At 61.5% G+C, this 15,429-nt stretch carries 16 protein-coding genes and 2 pseudogenes; 7 read left to right on the top strand and 11 right to left on the bottom strand.

What is annotated here, in order from left to right; translation table 11 throughout:
* The 7 genes from ACK5L9_RS04080 to ACK5L9_RS04050 all read right to left on the bottom strand — a co-directional run.
* Positions 1–698, bottom strand: a 698-nt coding sequence (locus ACK5L9_RS04080; RefSeq protein ID WP_416910172.1) for an AIR synthase related protein, incomplete at its 3' end; no start/stop codon positions are given.
* Positions 699–1,043: 345 nt separating this feature from the next.
* Complete coding sequence (locus tag ACK5L9_RS04075; protein WP_416910173.1) at positions 1,044–1,949, bottom strand: LysR family transcriptional regulator; 906 nt, start codon at positions 1,947–1,949, stop codon at positions 1,044–1,046.
* A gap of 208 nt (positions 1,950–2,157) precedes the next feature.
* On the bottom strand, positions 2,158–3,726 hold the full coding sequence (locus ACK5L9_RS04070; RefSeq protein ID WP_416910171.1) for a sulfatase-like hydrolase/transferase: 1,569 nt from the start codon (positions 3,724–3,726) through the stop codon (positions 2,158–2,160).
* Between the two features lie 12 nt (positions 3,727–3,738).
* A complete protein-coding gene (locus ACK5L9_RS04065) occupies positions 3,739–4,503 on the bottom strand; it encodes an ABC transporter permease (RefSeq protein ID WP_416910170.1) in 765 nt (254 codons plus the stop codon).
* Between the two features lie 8 nt (positions 4,504–4,511).
* The gene (locus tag ACK5L9_RS04060) at positions 4,512–5,285 is read right to left on the bottom strand and encodes an ABC transporter permease (RefSeq protein WP_416910169.1); all 774 of its coding nucleotides are present in this window, start codon (positions 5,283–5,285) and stop codon (positions 4,512–4,514) included.
* A gap of 10 nt (positions 5,286–5,295) precedes the next feature.
* Positions 5,296–6,270, bottom strand: a complete 975-nt coding sequence (locus ACK5L9_RS04055; RefSeq protein ID WP_416910168.1) for an ABC transporter substrate-binding protein — start codon at positions 6,268–6,270, stop codon at positions 5,296–5,298.
* 30 nt (positions 6,271–6,300) lie between these two features.
* Positions 6,301–7,101, bottom strand: a complete 801-nt coding sequence (locus ACK5L9_RS04050; protein ID WP_416910167.1) for an ABC transporter ATP-binding protein — start codon at positions 7,099–7,101, stop codon at positions 6,301–6,303.
* Between the two features lie 179 nt (positions 7,102–7,280).
* Here ACK5L9_RS04050 and ACK5L9_RS04045 point away from each other — a divergent pair, with 179 nt between their 5' ends.
* Positions 7,281–7,925: a TetR/AcrR family transcriptional regulator gene (locus tag ACK5L9_RS04045; RefSeq protein WP_416910166.1), complete on the top strand. Its 645-nt coding sequence runs from the start codon at positions 7,281–7,283 to the stop codon at positions 7,923–7,925.
* Here the strand turns inward: ACK5L9_RS04045 and ACK5L9_RS04040 are convergent.
* Genes ACK5L9_RS04040 through ACK5L9_RS04025 form a run of 4 tightly spaced genes read right to left on the bottom strand, consistent with a single transcriptional unit; the run spans position 7,915 to position 10,760 of the window.
* Positions 7,915–8,388, bottom strand: a complete 474-nt coding sequence (locus ACK5L9_RS04040) for a winged helix-turn-helix transcriptional regulator (RefSeq protein WP_416910165.1) — start codon at positions 8,386–8,388, stop codon at positions 7,915–7,917. The genes ACK5L9_RS04045 and ACK5L9_RS04040 overlap by 11 nt on opposite strands.
* A 37-nt stretch (positions 8,389–8,425) precedes the next feature.
* A complete protein-coding gene (locus tag ACK5L9_RS04035) occupies positions 8,426–8,848 on the bottom strand; it encodes a nuclear transport factor 2 family protein (protein ID WP_416910164.1) in 423 nt (140 codons plus the stop codon).
* A complete protein-coding gene (locus tag ACK5L9_RS04030) occupies positions 8,845–9,114 on the bottom strand; it encodes a hypothetical protein (RefSeq protein WP_416910163.1) in 270 nt (89 codons plus the stop codon). Before ACK5L9_RS04030 ends, ACK5L9_RS04035 begins: the two co-directional genes overlap by 4 nt.
* The gene (locus ACK5L9_RS04025) at positions 9,111–10,760 is read right to left on the bottom strand and encodes a phytoene desaturase family protein (RefSeq protein ID WP_416910161.1); all 1,650 of its coding nucleotides are present in this window, start codon (positions 10,758–10,760) and stop codon (positions 9,111–9,113) included. The genes ACK5L9_RS04030 and ACK5L9_RS04025 overlap by 4 nt, the downstream gene beginning before the upstream one ends.
* A gap of 78 nt (positions 10,761–10,838) precedes the next feature.
* On the opposite strand from ACK5L9_RS04025, the gene ACK5L9_RS04020 reads away from it, so the two are divergent.
* From ACK5L9_RS04020 to ACK5L9_RS03995, 6 genes and pseudogenes are all read left to right on the top strand, one after another.
* Positions 10,839–11,450, top strand: a complete 612-nt coding sequence (locus ACK5L9_RS04020) for a cupin domain-containing protein (protein ID WP_416910160.1) — start codon at positions 10,839–10,841, stop codon at positions 11,448–11,450.
* Entirely contained in the window at positions 11,443–11,931 is a 489-nt protein-coding gene (locus ACK5L9_RS04015) for a VOC family protein (protein ID WP_416910159.1), read from the top strand. Before ACK5L9_RS04020 ends, ACK5L9_RS04015 begins: the two co-directional genes overlap by 8 nt.
* 27 nt (positions 11,932–11,958) lie before the next feature.
* Positions 11,959–12,780 carry an SDR family NAD(P)-dependent oxidoreductase gene (locus ACK5L9_RS04010; protein WP_416910158.1) on the top strand — a complete coding sequence of 274 codons (822 nt, stop codon included), beginning with the start codon at positions 11,959–11,961 and terminating at the stop codon, positions 12,778–12,780.
* 103 nt (positions 12,781–12,883) lie between these two features.
* Positions 12,884–13,873: a methylmalonyl Co-A mutase-associated GTPase MeaB gene (gene meaB / locus ACK5L9_RS04005; protein WP_416910157.1), complete on the top strand. Its 990-nt coding sequence runs from the start codon at positions 12,884–12,886 to the stop codon at positions 13,871–13,873.
* 94 nt (positions 13,874–13,967) lie between these two features.
* Positions 13,968–14,190 (top strand): annotated as a pseudogene (locus ACK5L9_RS04000) (hypothetical protein); the annotation flags it as partial.
* 159 nt (positions 14,191–14,349) lie between these two features.
* Positions 14,350–15,429: pseudogene (locus tag ACK5L9_RS03995) on the top strand (cbb3-type cytochrome c oxidase subunit I); the annotation flags it as partial.

Below are 15,429 nucleotides of genomic sequence, written 5' to 3'. Positions count from 1 at the left end.
TTTTCCTCGATCGTGTCGTCGAATTCGGCGCTGGCCATCGTCGCGCCGCCGACGCCGTCGCGCCCCGTCTTGGCACCGAGATAGACCACCGGCATGCCGATGCCCGAGGCGGCCGAGTAAAAGATCGCACCGGTCTCGGCCAGACCGGCGGCAAAGGCGTTGACCAGACAATTGCCGTTATAGGCGGGATCGAACCGGACCTCGCCGCCCACCGTCGGCACGCCAAAGGCATTGCCATAGCCGCCGATGCCCTCGACCACGCCATGCACCAGCTGCCGGGTTTTCGGATGCTCCGGCGCGCCGAAGCTGAGCGAATTCATCGCCGCAATCGGCCGCGCGCCCATGGTGAACACGTCGCGCAGGATGCCGCCCACCCCGGTCGCGGCCCCCTGATGCGGCTCGATATAGGACGGGTGGTTGTGGCTTTCCATCTTGAACACCACCGCCTGCCCGTCGCCGATATCGACGACGCCCGCATTCTCACCGGGACCGCAGATCACCTGCGGGCCTTCGGTGGGCAGGGTGCGCAGCCATTTTTTCGATGATTTATAGGAACAATGCTCGTTCCACATGGCCGAGAAGATGCCCAGTTCGGTGAATGTCGGCTCGCGTCCGATGATGTCCAGAATGCGGTCATATTCGTCGGGCTTAAGCCCGTGCGCGGCGATCAGATCCGGGGTGATCGACGGTTCCTGCATGCCTGGCCCTTCCTGCGCGTGAATTGCTGGGGCCTTGTATTGCGAGAAAGCGCCGTTTGAAAGGGCGCAGCGACCGCATGCGGCGAGCGGAGGGTAAAAAAAAAGCCGGGCATAAAGCCCGGCCTAAGTCCAACAGGGAGGTAGAAGGTGATGCGCTTATGGGCTGACCATCGCCTTCGCAGCAAGATTTATGTGCAGTATGTGAATCTTTCAAGGGATATGACGCCACAGTTGAGGCATATCGGGCATGCAGTGGCGGAATAGCTACACGCGACAGTTGATCAATCGGTGGATGATTGTCGTAATCCGAGTGATTTATTCAAGAATATTCAGTCGCTTGAGTTTTCATGCGCGGTCGGATTCGCTTTGCTGCCGCCGATAGGCAAGAATTTCCTCAAGAACAAAATCACGGAAGGCGGCAACCCGCCGGGTCTGACGCAGTTCCTCGGGGTAGGCCAAAAAAACCGGAACATCGCCCGATTCGACATCGGGCAGCACGCGGATCAGTTCCGGATTGTCGATCGCCAGATAATCGGGCAGCACGCCGATCCCGACATCGGCCATGACGCCACGCAGCACGCCGAAATAGTTGTTGACGGTCAGCGTGGACACGACGTTCTGCGCCATCAGTTCCTGCACCAGCAGCGCCCCCGCCGCGACCTGCGGTTGGTCGGGCTTCTGGCAGATCAGCCGCGCCCTGGACAGATCGGCCATGGTCTCGGGCGTGCCTGCCCGGTCCAGATAGGCTTGCGTGGCATAAAGTCGCATTCGGATGTTCAGCAACCTGCGGCGGATCAGGTCGGACTGGCTGGGTTCCTTCATGCGGATGGCCACGTCGGCCTCTCGCATGGGCAGGTCCAGCACGCGTTCCTCAAGCATCAGGTCAATCTTGAGATCGGGGAAGCGTTCGTACAGCTTGCCCAGACGGGGGGCCAGCCACAACGAGCCGAAACCAACCGTCGTCGTCACCTTGAGTTCGCCGAAAACATGTTCCTCGCTGTCGCGGATGCGGGCCGATGCGCCCTCCAGCTTGCGCGCCATGGATGAGGTGGCATCGAACAGCAATTCGCCCTGCTCGGTCAGGATCAGGCCGCGCGCATGGCGGTGGAACAGGGTGGTGCCCAACGCCTCTTCCAGGGCGCGGATCTGGCGGCTGACGGCGGATTGCGAAAGGTGCAGCGTTTCACCCGCATGCGTCAGGCTGCCGGCATCGGCAACCGCGTGAAAGATTCTCAGCTTGTCCCAGTCCATCGCCTTGCTTTCCTGTCGGGTGCCATGCGAATCTTGCAAAGCTCACTTTCCCCTGCCTTTCTCAAAAGGCTGCGTCAAGTGCGTATGTTTACGCATTTTTTGTGCAGCATTACGGATGGGATTTCGAGGTGTAATTGCTCCAATTACGCACGCATGGATTGAAATACCTGCCCGGTGGCCATGGCGTGCCGTTATTTGCCTGTTTCCGCTACCAGTAACCGACCATAACGCCGACCTGCTCTGGCCCGCCCTTGCGGCGGTTCAGGATTTCGCCCTCGCTGAAGGTCACGGTCAGGCGGCGATCGCGGAACCAGTCGAACAATTTCTCGCGATGTGCCGCGCGGATGTCGGCATGGGCCGGATCGTCGCCCAGATCGGTCAGTTCCCTGGGGTCGTTTCTCATGTCGAACAGTTGCGGGCGGAAACCCTCCCAATAGACATACTTCCAGTCATCCGAGCGGACCATCCAGGCGCGGCACCGATTCCAGGGCAGGTCCATGTCGCGGGCCACATGGCGGTGGCTGAAATCCAGTTCCGAGACCACATAATCATGTCCCCCACCGGTTCCGTACAGAACCGGCAGCAGGGATTTGCCCTCAAGGATATGTTCGCTGTCGGTGCCTCCGGCCAGATCGACAAAGGTGGCGGCCAGATCGATGGCCTGCACCAGATCGGTGCAGACTGTCCCGCGCGTCGTGTCGGCTTGCGGCGAGGGGTCATAGACGATCAGCGGCACGCGCGCGCTTTCGTCGTGGAACAGTTCTTTCTCGCCCAGCCAGTGATCGCCCAGATAATCGCCATGATCGGATGAAATCACGATCATCGTATCCTTCAGCCGCCCCATCTGTTCCAGAAACTCCATCAGCCTGCCCAGATGGTCGTCAAGCTGTGTGATCAGGCCCATATAGATCGGGATCACGGTGTCGCGGACGTGATCCTCGCTGAAGGACCGGCCTTCGGCATAGTTCATGTATCCCTTCATCACGGGATGCGCGTCCTCGCGTTCCGCCTGCGCCCGGTTCACCGGGATGACGTCGCGGGCAGAATACATCCGGTGATAGGGGGCCTGCACGATATAGGGCCAGTGCGGCTTGATATAGCTGAGATGCAGGCACCACGGCTTGTCACCCGCGTCGCGAATGAAATCCATCGCGCGGTTGGTCATGAAGGCGGTTTCGGAATGCTCGTCGGGGATAACCGTGGGTTGCGCGGCGTTGCGCATGTACCAGCCCGACAAGGGCTGGCCCTTGTCATCCACCCCGGCATTCGCGCCGTAGTGCCACGGGTTCGGGCCGTCATAGCCGTGGCTGGCCAGATAACGGTTATATTCCTGATCCGGATCGGCGAACTTGTCGGGATGAATGCCGTCATCGCGGACATAGGGTTCAAAGCCGCATTCGGCGGACAGCACCCCCTCGGTCGAGGCCTGATCCACCCCCAGCCGCTGCATCCCCTGAACATCGGCGGTCATATGCGTCTTGCCGACCAGCGCAGTCCGGTATCCGAGCGGGCGCAGATGATCACCCAGGGTCATCTCGCCCACCCGTAGCGGGACGTTGTTCCAGCTTGAGCCATGCGTCCACATATGCCGCCCGGTGTAATAGCACATCCGGCTGGGTCCGCAGATCGTCGCGTTCACATAGGCCCGGTCAAAGCGCACGCCGCGTTCGGCGATGCTGTCCATGACCGGGGTTTTCAGCGTCGGATGGCCATAGCAACCAAGGTAATCCCAGCGAAGCTGGTCGGCCATGATCCACAGGATGTTCTTCTTTGTCATGATGGCTTCCGTTCAGATACCCGCCATGGCCGAGCGCCGGAAATGCCAGCTCAGCAGCCTTTGATTGGCGATGTTTGTCAGCGAATTGACGATCAGCGACATGATCGCGATGACGATGATCGCGGTCATTACCTTGGTCATGTCGAAATCCGATTGTGCGGATTTCAGATAATCGCCAAGGCCGTCGGTGGACAGGATGATCTCGGATACCACCGTCAGCAGCAGCGAGACGGTGATCGACAGCCGGATCCCGGCAAAGATGCGAGGCAGAGCGGCGGGCAGGTCGATCAGGGTCATCCGTTCGATGGTGGTCAGCCGCAGCGAACGCGCCAGCCGCGCCTGCATCGGATCCTGCACCTTCACCGCGTCGATGGTGTTGATCAGGATCGGAAAGGACGCGCCCCAGACGATCACCACCAGCTTGGCGGTATCGCCGATGCCAAGGATCATCATTGCCAGCGGCACGACCGCGATGGGGGGCAGCGGGCGAAAGAACTCGATCACCGGTTCGACGATCTCGCCAAGGGTACGGATGCGGCCCAGCACGATTCCGGCGGGTAGCATCAGGGCCAGCGCGATGCCAAAGCCGATGGCGGCGCGGCGCAGCGTGATCAGCGTTGCTGCCATGATCTGGCCTGTGTCGGAAAACAGCGTGGCCACCACGCCCGAGGCACTGGGAAAGGTCATGCTGTCGGCGGCCTGCGCCATGACCTCCCATATCGCGACGACGGCCAGAATTAACAGGAAGCCCGGCCAGTTGAAGCGGGAATGAAGCATGCGGTTCATCATGTCTGTGCCCCCATCGCGGAATAGCTGCTTTGCCAGCCCGCCAGCGGCTGACGCACCATGTGGACAGCCTGATTCATGGCGATGCCCAGCATTCCGATGATGAACATCAGCGCATACATGTCGTCCCACAGCAGCGAGAAACCTGCATCGAAGATCAGCGCCCCCAACCCCGACCCGCCGACCAGCATCTCGGTCGCGACCGTCGCCAGAAGCGAGATCCCGGCGGACAGGCGGATGCCGGTAAAGGCCTCGGGCAGGGCGGCGGGCACGCGGATTTGCCACATGATCTGCCAGTCGGTCAGCCCAAAGCTGCGACCGGTACTGACCTGCACCGGCTCGGCCGTGGCCAGCGCGTTCGAGGCGGAAATATAGGTCGGCCACATGCAGCCATAGATCACGATGAAATAGAACAGCGGCGGGCCGATCCCCAGCACAAAGATCAGCAGCGGCACCAGTGCGGGCGGCGGAAGTGATCGCATGATGTCGGTGATTGGCAGCAGCATCCGCCGGATCACCGGATAGCGCCCGGCGATCACCGCCAGCAGCAGCGCCAGCGCAACGGCCACGATCAGCCCGATCAGCATGCGCTGGACCGTCGCGAAAAAGCTGGTCCAGAATTCGGCCTGACCAACGAAACCGGCGATTGCGGCCCCGATGGTGCCCAGTCCTGGCATCAGCTCGGACGAAACCAGCCCCGACAGGCTGACCGCCTGCCACAGGACAAGAAAGATCAGCAGCCCAAGGGGGCGCCTGAGGTTGCGGTATGACATCGAACCGGTCCTATTCGTCGGAAATGGAGACGACCACATCCGAGGCCGGATAGCTTTCCTTGATCATCCCGGTCCGGGCCAGGGCGTCGATGGTCGGCTGATAGTTCGCCGGTTCGGCCACCAGCGGGCCGGTGTTCAGATGCAGCGGGTTCTTGGCCGCGACATCGGGCGGCATGCCGAAATCGCGTTCGAGGATGGCATAGAATTTCGCCGGATCGGCATCCAGTTCCCGGTTGGATTGCAGGATCGATTTCAGCAGGCGCCGCGCGATGTCGCGGTTCTTTTCATCGGCCAGCCATTCGTCCCGCGCGAACCAGCCGCCAAGGGCGATGCGGCCGTCCTGATCAAGGGTGGCAATCAGCCCTTCGGACAGATCGGTGGCCTTGGCCTTGGTGGAATTTTGCAACTGCGTGTGGAACGGGTCGCCCACAAACACCGCATCGACATTGCCCACCTCCAGCGCCGAGGGAAGCTGCGGGAACGGCAGGGCCACGAACTTCACCGTATCGGGGTCGGCCCCGGCGGCAAGCATATGGTCGCGAACCGACAGCTCTGCGGGCGAGTTCTTGGCCACGACGCCAACGGTCTTGCCCTCAAGATCCTTCAGCGAGGCGATGCCGTCATTCGCATCAGCGACGATCCAGTTGCGGATGTCGCCGGGTTCCTCGTAATCGCCGGTGCCGAAAGCCTGAAGTTTCAGCCCCTTGGCGCGGGCCAGCAGGACGATGCCCACCGCCGTCATGCCAATATCGACCGAACCCGAGGCCAGCGCCGTCATCAGTTCCGGCCCGCCATTCACGACGGTCAGGTCAACCTCCAGATCGTTCTGTTCGAAGATGCCGTTTTCCAGCGCGTAGATCATATGTACCAGCGGCGGAATCTTCATATAGGCCACCTTGACGCTGTCCCGCGCCATGGCGGATGCGGGCATTGCGGCGGCTGCGATGGCGAAAATCGTGCTTTTCAGAAAATTGCGTTTCTTCATTCTGGTCTCCTCCCCTGAACTGCCGGCGGCCTAGCCCTGCCGGAACGAGCGGATGCGTTCGATGACGTCGTGACGGATGCGCAGAAATTCGGGGTTCTCGCGGGTGGTCAACTGGTCGCGCGGCTTGGCCAGCGGCACCTCGATTTCCTCGACGACATGGGTGGGCCGTTTTGACAGCACCACGATCCGGTCGGCCATATAGACCGATTCCTCGACATCATGGGTGACAAGGATGCAGGTCTTGCCGAATTGCCGTGCCAGCCGCAGCAGCAGATCCTGCATCTCGGCGCGGGTCTGGGCATCGACGGCAGCCAGCGGTTCGTCCAGCAGCAACAGTTTGGACCGGGTGGCCAGTGCGCGGGCGATGGCGACACGTTGTTGCATGCCGCCCGACAATTCCCAGGGATAGCGGTCCTCGAACCCCTTCAGGCCGACCGCCTCAAGCATTTCCAGCGCAATAGCCTGCTTTTCCTCTTTTGTGGCGTCAAGCCGGCGCATCCCGAACAGCACATTCGCGAGGTTCTTTTTCCACGGCAAAAGCGAGCGGGAATAATCCTGAAACACCACGGCCAGCCCCTCGGGCGGACCATCGATCACATTGCCCTGAAACTGGACATGCCCCTCGTCGGGGGCATAAAGGCCCGCCAGACACATCAGCAGCGTGGTCTTGCCGCAGCCGGACGGGCCTACGATGGTCAGAAATTCGCCCGGTCTGGCGCGAAAATCGATGCCGCCCAGAATTTGCAGCCGGGCCGTTTCGGCCCCCAGTGATTTTTGCAGGCTTTCGACCACAAGAACATCCTGCGCGTGGATATTGCCTTCGTCGAGCACGGAACCCTCCCCTGTTCGCATGTGCGATTCTGTCTCATGACAGCTTCTGGCATTGTGTTACATAATTAGTTATACGATCAACCAAATAACAGGAAATCGAAATCCTCGCGTTCATGTATCGGCTTTACCGATAGAATTGGGCATAGGGATTTTGTAAAACCGAACCGAGGTAGCCTGACATGGCGACAAGACAAAAAGACCGTCCCACGCGCGCGAACGGAGACGTGACACGGGAAAAAATCCTCAACTCGGCCGAGAGGCTGTTTGGCAGGCGCGGATTCGGTTTGGTTTCGCTGCGCGACATTACCACCGATGCCGGGGTCACACTGGCCTTGGCCAGCTATCACTTCGGCACCAAGGAAAATCTTTTTGAACAAACGGTTGGGCGGAGGGCCAGCGTCATGTCGGCCCTGCGCGAGGAACGGCTGGCGGCGCTGCAACACCCCAATGTAGAACAGATCCTCGATGCCTTTATGGCGCCGCTGTTCGAACGCGCACGCTCGAAAGAGCCGGGCTGGCGCGACTATTTCCGGCTGCTGGCGCGGTTGGGCGAGGATAATCAGTGGCTGGACCTGCTTGAGACGCATTTCGACAGGACGGCCCGGTTGTTTCATCAGGCGCTGATGCAGGCCATGCCCGACGCCGATCCGGGCACGGTGACGCGGGCCTTCACGATGGTGTTGCAGGTGATGCTGAACACGGTGTCCCAGCACGGGCGGGTGGATCGCCTTTCGACCGGGGCCGTCAAGGCGACCAATCTGGCCGAAGCCTATCCGGTGCTGCTGCGTTTCGCGACGGCGGGAATGGAAAGCTTCAGCCGGTAAATTCCCGGCGCGCGCGCAGGATCTGATCCTCCTGGGCCTCTATCCACCTGATCAGCCGGTCAATCTCGGACACCAGTTCGCGGCCAAGGGGCGACAGGAAATAGTCCACGCGCGGCGGTACCGTGTCATGTTCGATACGCGACACGAACCCGTCGCGTTCCAGCGCGCGCAGGCGCAGGGTCAACATGCGCTGCGAAATCTCGCCCTCGGCGCTTAGCGCGCCAATGACGCGCTTCAGTGTGGCGTGGCGAAAGGTGCCGGTGGCCAGCACCTTCAGCACCAGCGCCGACCAGTTGTCCCCCAGCCGCGCCATCACCTCGCGCACGGGCTGGTCGCGACCGGGCGGCCGGTCGCCCATTTGCAGGCACAGAGCGGCCAGACCCGCAAGGCGCGGGTCGTCGGCCAATGGAACCGCCTCGCCGATGGCCAGCAGCCCGGCTATGTCAATGCGTGCCCTGCTCATGCCGGGCAGCCTAATGCCGCGGCCTGCGCAAGGAAAGCTAATGCGGCATGCCCAGTTCGGTTTCGGTGCCGTCAGGGGTGATGCTTCTGAAGCTGTTATAGGCCACGGTGATCGAGGTGAACCTGCTGTCCCGGATGTCATAGAAGATCACGCCCAGATAGACGAAGCGCTGTCCCTTTTTCACCGGCCCGAACAGCGTGTCGCCATCCGCCCTTGCGGTAAAGACGGTGCGCATCCTGACCGCCGCGTTGCTGTCGGATGCCACGAAACCCAGCACGTTCAACCTTTCATCGAAATGCGGCCAGATTTTTTCGACGTAATGTTCCTTCATTCCCTCGACGCCGGTAAATTCCAGCGCGCCGTTCAGCATTTTCATGTCAGAGGCGATATACATTTCAAACCCGCTCACATCGCGGTTATTGAAGCGGGCGATATAGTCGTCAAATGCAGCCCGGTTCATTGCTGGCTTCTTCGCCTGCTTTTCACCACGCCGGTGGCCGCCCCGGCGAGTGGCGTCCGGCTGCGGCGGAACAGGATGGTGATCAGGAACCAGATAGTGCGTGCGTTCAGCAGTTTCAGCGCCGCACGTGCCTGTTCGGGGGACAGTTTGGCCGTCATCGGCATGGATCCGAAAATCTTGCCGCGAATGACCAGATTATTGGCGGAATCGGCCTCGATTCTGGCCACGTCCATCAGTTCCTTGCCCAGATTGTCGGTGATCTTCATGCCACGGCCCTTTCAAAGTTCAGCCCCATGTCGTCGAACATGCGCAGCGCGGTGGCCCGCCCCGCGCCATAGACCCCGCCGCCCGGATGCTGGAACGGCCCGACCAGATACAGCCATTCGACCCCCGGCACGGTATACTGCCCCAGATCGGCGGTCGGGCGGCTGCCCGCCGACTGATACAGGAACGGCGCACAGCCATGCATGTCACCGCCGACAAAGCTGTTCGGGGACGACCTCTCCATGTCCAGCGGCGACCAGTGCGAGGCGGCGATGATATTGTCCGGTGTCAGGTTCGAGATGAACGGATCGTATTGGCGCAACGTCTCGGCGGCGTATTCGTCCTTGTATTCGTCCCAGTAACCCGGCCCCCTTCCGTCGATGTCATAAGGGGCCATGGTGATCGAATGGAAAATCCCTGCCCCTTCGGGCGCGCGTGACGGATCGCCGTGGGTTTCGTCACCCCCGCCCAGCAGACGCCGCGGAGTGATGCGCTTGCGCCGCAGGTGGTCGAAATCGTCCAGCAGGCTGTTCAGGTCGTTATAGGGGAAATACTCCAGCATGGTCGCGGTGGTGATTTCCGTGCCCGCACGGTATTTCGTCTGTTCCTTCAGGTCGTAATGCGACACGAACAGCGATTGCGTGGAAAGAGTGACCGATTTCGCCCGCGCTTCGACGCCGGGATCCAGCCCCTCGACGAATTTGCCGATGATATGCGGATGCAGTGCGGCGATCACCGCATCGCCCGCGCGGATTTCTTCGCCCGTGGTCAGGCGGACGCCCATCGCCTCGCCATTCTCGACGATGATCTTTTCGACCTCGGTATTCAGCCGCAATTCGCCGCCATTGCCTTCCAGACAGCGCACCAGCGCGTCAGTCAGCCCGCCCGAGCCGCCAACCGGCTGCGACACGCCCCAAGTGTGGATGATCCCCGGCATCAGGAAAATGCCCATACCGGTGCCAATCTCGTCCGGCAGTTGCAGATTTTCGGAAACCAGCTTCAGCAGGTGGATCTTCAGATAATCGCTTTCGAAATGCTGGTTCACAATCTCAAGCGAGGACCGGTTCATCGCATCCAGAATCTCGCGGCCCTCGGGGGCGCTGTCCAGCATTGCCATGAATGGCCCAAAAGGGATCGGGGGGGCATAAAGCCCTGACACGAACATCGGCATCATCTTCATCGAGCGCTCGGCGAATCTGCGATAGGTCTGCGCATCGCGTTTCGAATATTGCGCGATCTGTTCGCAGGCGCGGTCCAGATCCTTGTAGGTGATCAGCGTTTCGTTTTCCGGAAAGATCGAGGCATAGGGCACCTGCGAATAGCGGTATTCCAGCCCCCATTTCGATTTCAGCTCCAGCTCGTCCTCGGTCAGCACGGGATTGCCCTGAATCATGATATGGCAGGAACTATGCAGGTCGTGCCGGTATCCGGGGGTGTTGATTTCGCGGGTGACGACCCCGCCTCCGGGAAAGGGCTGGCGTTCCAGCACCAGAACCTTCAGCCCGGCCTTGGCCAGGTAACAGGACGCGGTCAGGCCGTTATGGCCAGCGCCCATGACGACGACATCGTAATCCGCCATGAAATCCTCCCATTCAGCGCATTTGCCTTTGACTATGCGCAGCGAAAGCGACTTGAACAGTAGGCACATTTCTGTGCCTGTCTTGATTTTCGCGCGATTTACGGCAAATTATTTGGTTGAACGACCAACAAAACAGGAAGAGAAAAGATGTTGCCGGAAAATGTGCGCCGCGTTGTTACCGGGCATGATGCCGCTGGCAGGGCCGTGGTCCTGTCGGATGGAATCCCGCCTCATGTGATTCGCCCCGAACACCAGCCGGGCCTTGCCTTTCACGAGCTTTGGAACACCAATGCCTCGCCCATGCCGGTTCTGGCCGATGAACCGGAACCGACCGACCGGCATCGCGACACCGCGCCGCCGCCGAATGGCACGATCATCCGCATGGTAGATATTCCACCCGAAGGGCAGGACGGCCCGGATTTCGACAAGGAAACCGCGCGCAAGCTGTTCGAGCATGTCGGGCTGGCCGAAAATGCCGAACATACGATTCCGGGGCGGCACCCGCTGATGCACCGCACCGAAAGCATCGACTATGGCATCGTTCTTGACGGCCAGATCGTGCTGCTGCTGGACGATTCCGAGGTGGTGCTGGAACGTGGCGACATGGTGGTTCAGCGCGGTACGATCCACGCATGGACCAACCGCAGCGACCGGATCACGCGGATGCTGTTCATCCTGACGGATGGCCTTTTCGATCCCGGTCTGGCCGCGTTGCAGACCGATCACGACCGGCGCATCAAAGAGGCCGCCCATGTCTGACGGCCCGTTCCTCGATCTGAAATGGCATCACGCCGGGTTCAGCGTCGGCGACCTCGACCGCGCCATCGCCTTTTATACCGAGGTTTTCGGCATGCAGGTTGAAGGCCGCAAATACATTGCCCCCATCGACACGCATCTGGCCTTTTTGCGGCGGGGCGATTTGCGGTTCGAATTCTTTCAGAAGGCCGACAGCGCGCCCGTGCCCGATCACCGCAAGCGACCGAATACTGATCTGGCAGAACAGGGCACCAAGCATCCCTGCCTTTCCGTGGGCAACGCGCAGGCCGCTCTTGAGGTTCTGCACGCCCGCCCGGATGTGCGGATCATCGGCGTCATCCGGCGGCCCGGCGACCCGATGCTGGCCGAGGATGACCCTGTCCTGAAACCTGGCGATCCCCGCCCGCCCGCAGCGGCATTCTTTTTCCGCGATCCCTGTGACCTGATCGTCGAGATCGTCGCGGCGGGCAGCTTTCCTGACTGAGAACAGTCACCAATGAAAGGAAAAGACATGGCCTATACTCTGGACGGCAAGGTCACGATCGTGACCGGTGGCGCAGGAGGAATCGGCGCGCAGGTCTGTGCGATCATGGCCGCGCATGGCGCGCGCCTCGTCGTGGCCGATCTGTCCGAACTCCGCGCGGCCGGGGTTGCGGAGGAATTGCGCGCGAACGGTGCCGAGGCAGTCCATCTTGGTGTCGATCTGGCCGATGAGGCCAGTATCGTGGCGATGTTCGCGGCCACCATGGCGCGCTTTGGACGGCTGGATGTGATCGACAACAACGCCGCCCTGCTGACACCTGAAATGGCGATGCGGGACGGGAATATCGAGAACATGGACACGGCGGACTGGGATGCGACCTTTGCCGTCAACACGCGCGGCACCATGATCGCCTGCCGCGAGGCGTTGCGGATCATGTCGCCGCAGGGCGCGGGGGTAATCGTCAATACGGCTTCGAATCTGGCGTTGCAGGGCAATGTGATCCAGGCCGCCTATGCCGCATCAAAGGCGGCCGTGATCCAGATGACCAGATCCATCGCGACCAGCCACGGCAGAAAGGGCATCCGCTGCAACGCCGTCCTGCCCGGCCTGACCGGAACCCCTGCCGCGCTGGCACATCTGCCGCCGGAATTGCGCGAAACCGTCGGGGAAGAGACCCTGACCCCCTATCTGGGCGCGCCGCAGGACATTGCCCATCTGGTCGCCTTTCTTGCGTCCGATGAGGCGCGCTATATCACCGGTCAGGCCTTCGCAGCGGATGGCGGAACCTCGGCCCACGTCCCCGGCTTTGCCCGCCTCAGCCGCTTTTTCGCGGCCACGCGGCCAGATTGACCTGCCGGGCCCCTGCTGCGGCGTGCCCCCGCCCTTGGCTTTTGCCCCTGCTGCCCATATCCACGGGGCGGGGGCATCCGGTCCCCGCTGCTGACGGGGCCAAATGGACGAACTTCTTGAACCGCTGCTTCAGGGCAATCGCCGCGCACTGTCCCGCGCCATCACCCTGATTGAATCCACCCGCCCCGATCACCGCGAAAGGGCCAATGCGCTGTTGTCGCGCCTGCCCGACCGGCAGGCTCTGCGGATCGGGCTGTCGGGCACGCCGGGTGTGGGAAAATCCACCTTTATCGAGGCTTTCGGCACGATGCTGACCGGGCAGGGCTTGCAGGTGGCGGTGCTGGCGGTCGATCCGTCCTCGGCGCGCTCGGGCGGCTCGATTCTGGGCGACAAGACCCGGATGGAGGAATTGTCGCGCAATCCCCTGGCCTTTATCCGGCCCACGCCCTCCAGCGCGGAACTGGGCGGCGTGGCCCGCCGCACGCGCGAGGCGATCCGGTTGTGCGAGGCGGCGGGCTATGACGTGGTGCTGATCGAGACAGTGGGTGTCGGTCAGTCGGAAACGCTGGTGGCCGAGATGTCGGATCTGTTCGTGCTGTTGCTGGCGCCTGCGGGCGGCGACGAATTGCAGGGCGTCAAGCGCGGCATCATGGAAATGGCCGACCTGATCCTTGTGAACAAGGCCGATGGCGACCTGCTGTCCACCGCGCGCCGCACCGTGGCCGATTACGCCGGCGCGCTGCGCCTGCTGCGCAAACGTCCACAGGATCCCGAAGGTTTTCCCAAGGCGCTGCCCGTCTCGGCTGCGACGGGGGACGGGCTTGCCGGATCATGGGACGAGATGCACAAGCTGATCGACTGGCGGCGCGCACAGGGCCATTTCGACAAGGCCCGCGCGGCACAGGCGCGGCAATGGTTCATGGCTGAATTGCGTGCCGGGCTGCTGGCACGCCTTGATCTGCCCGAGAACCGCGCCGAATTGCTGCGCCTTGGCGACCGCGTGGCCGACGGAGAACTGTCGCCGGGAATTGCCGCCGCGCAGATGCTGGAGCGACTGAGACAGGCACAGGCAACAGGCGGGGCATATAGCTGACGAAAGCCGGTTTGATCATAAAGTTGGCGCAGAATCGGCGTAAAATCAAATTGTTATATCCTGACAAAGCAATCAAAAGAAAGTCGTCAGGCTATACCAGCACTTGACTGGCAAGACCTTCTTTCAGAACCGCCCGCCGATCAATCCCTCATCGCTGCTGCGCCGGCGCAAGCGGATCGGCGAGTGAGGCGGGATGCGCCACGGGTTCGAGCAGGCCGCCGAACGGTGTCGAATGGCTTTTGAGCAAGACGATCGAAGCGGGGCTGTCCTCGGGCGCGATCACCGGCAAGGCCCTGAAACGGGTGGCGGTCGATACAATGCAACCACTATTCCGCGCCGAAAAACAACGCCTGACATCGCCGCAGCAGCGCTTTTTCCGGGGCGGGCACATTGCCCGCCTCGCACCACTGGTCTAGAGTGACGCAAGCCTGCGCCGGTCTGCCCGACCGGCTGATAACTCGTGAGGGAGGGCACAGATGGCAGACGCTGCCGAGCAAATGCACGCACACGACCATGACCAGCGCGGTTTCTTCACCCGCTGGTTCATGTCTACCAATCACAAAGACATTGGTATCCTTTACCTTTTCACTGCGGCCATCGTCGGTCTGATCTCGGTCAGCTTTACCGTCTACATGCGGATGGAACTGCAACATCCCGGCGTGCAGTACATGTGCGCGGAAGGCTGGCGGCTGATTGCCGATTCGAGCGCCGAGTGTTCGCCGAACGGGCATCTGTGGAACGTGATGATCACCTATCACGGCGTCCTGCTGATGTTCTTGGTCGTGATCCCGGCGCTGTTCGGCGGTGTCGGCAACTAGTTCACGCCGCTGCATATCGGCGCCCCGGACATGAGCTTTCCGCGGCTGAACAACCTGTCCTACTGGATGTATGTCGTCGGCGTCTGCCTTGGCGTTGCCGCGCTGCTGGCGCCGGGCGGCGGCGGCGGGCATGGTTCGGGCGTTGGCTGGGTTCTGTATCCGCCCCTGTCCACGCAGGAGGACGGCTATTCGATGGATCTGGCGATCTTCGCGGTCCACGTCTCGGGGGCGTCGTCGATTCTGGGGGCGATCAACATCATCACCACCTTCCTGAACATGCGCGCGCCCGGCATGACGCTGTTCAAGGTGCCGCTGTTCGCCTGGTCGGTGTTCATCACCGCCTGGCTGATCCTGCTGTCGCTGCCGGTTCTGGCGGGCGCGATCACCATGCTGCTGATGGACCGCAATTTCGGCACGAATTTCTTTAATCCGGCCGGTGGCGGCGACCCGATCCTGTACCAGCATATCCTGTGGTTCTTTGGCCACCCGGAAGTGTACATCATCATCCTGCCCGGCTTCGGCATCATCAGCCATGTCATCGCCACCTTCTCGCGCAAGCCGATCTTCGGCTATCTGCCGATGGTTCTGGCCATGGTCGCCATCGGAATCCTGGGCTTCCTGGTCTGGTCACACCACATGTATACCTTCTGCATGTCGCTGACACAGCAGAGCTATTTCATGATGGCGACTATGACCAGTGCTCTGCCCAACTGCATCAACGTATTCTCGTGGATCGCC

The sequence above is a fragment of the Paracoccus sp. (in: a-proteobacteria) genome, assembly GCF_047973135.1.
In the GTDB taxonomy this organism is placed as follows: Bacteria; Pseudomonadota; Alphaproteobacteria; order Rhodobacterales; family Rhodobacteraceae; genus Paracoccus.
Note: the sequence above shows the minus strand (reverse complement) of the source record. Positions and strands in the feature narration are given on the sequence as shown.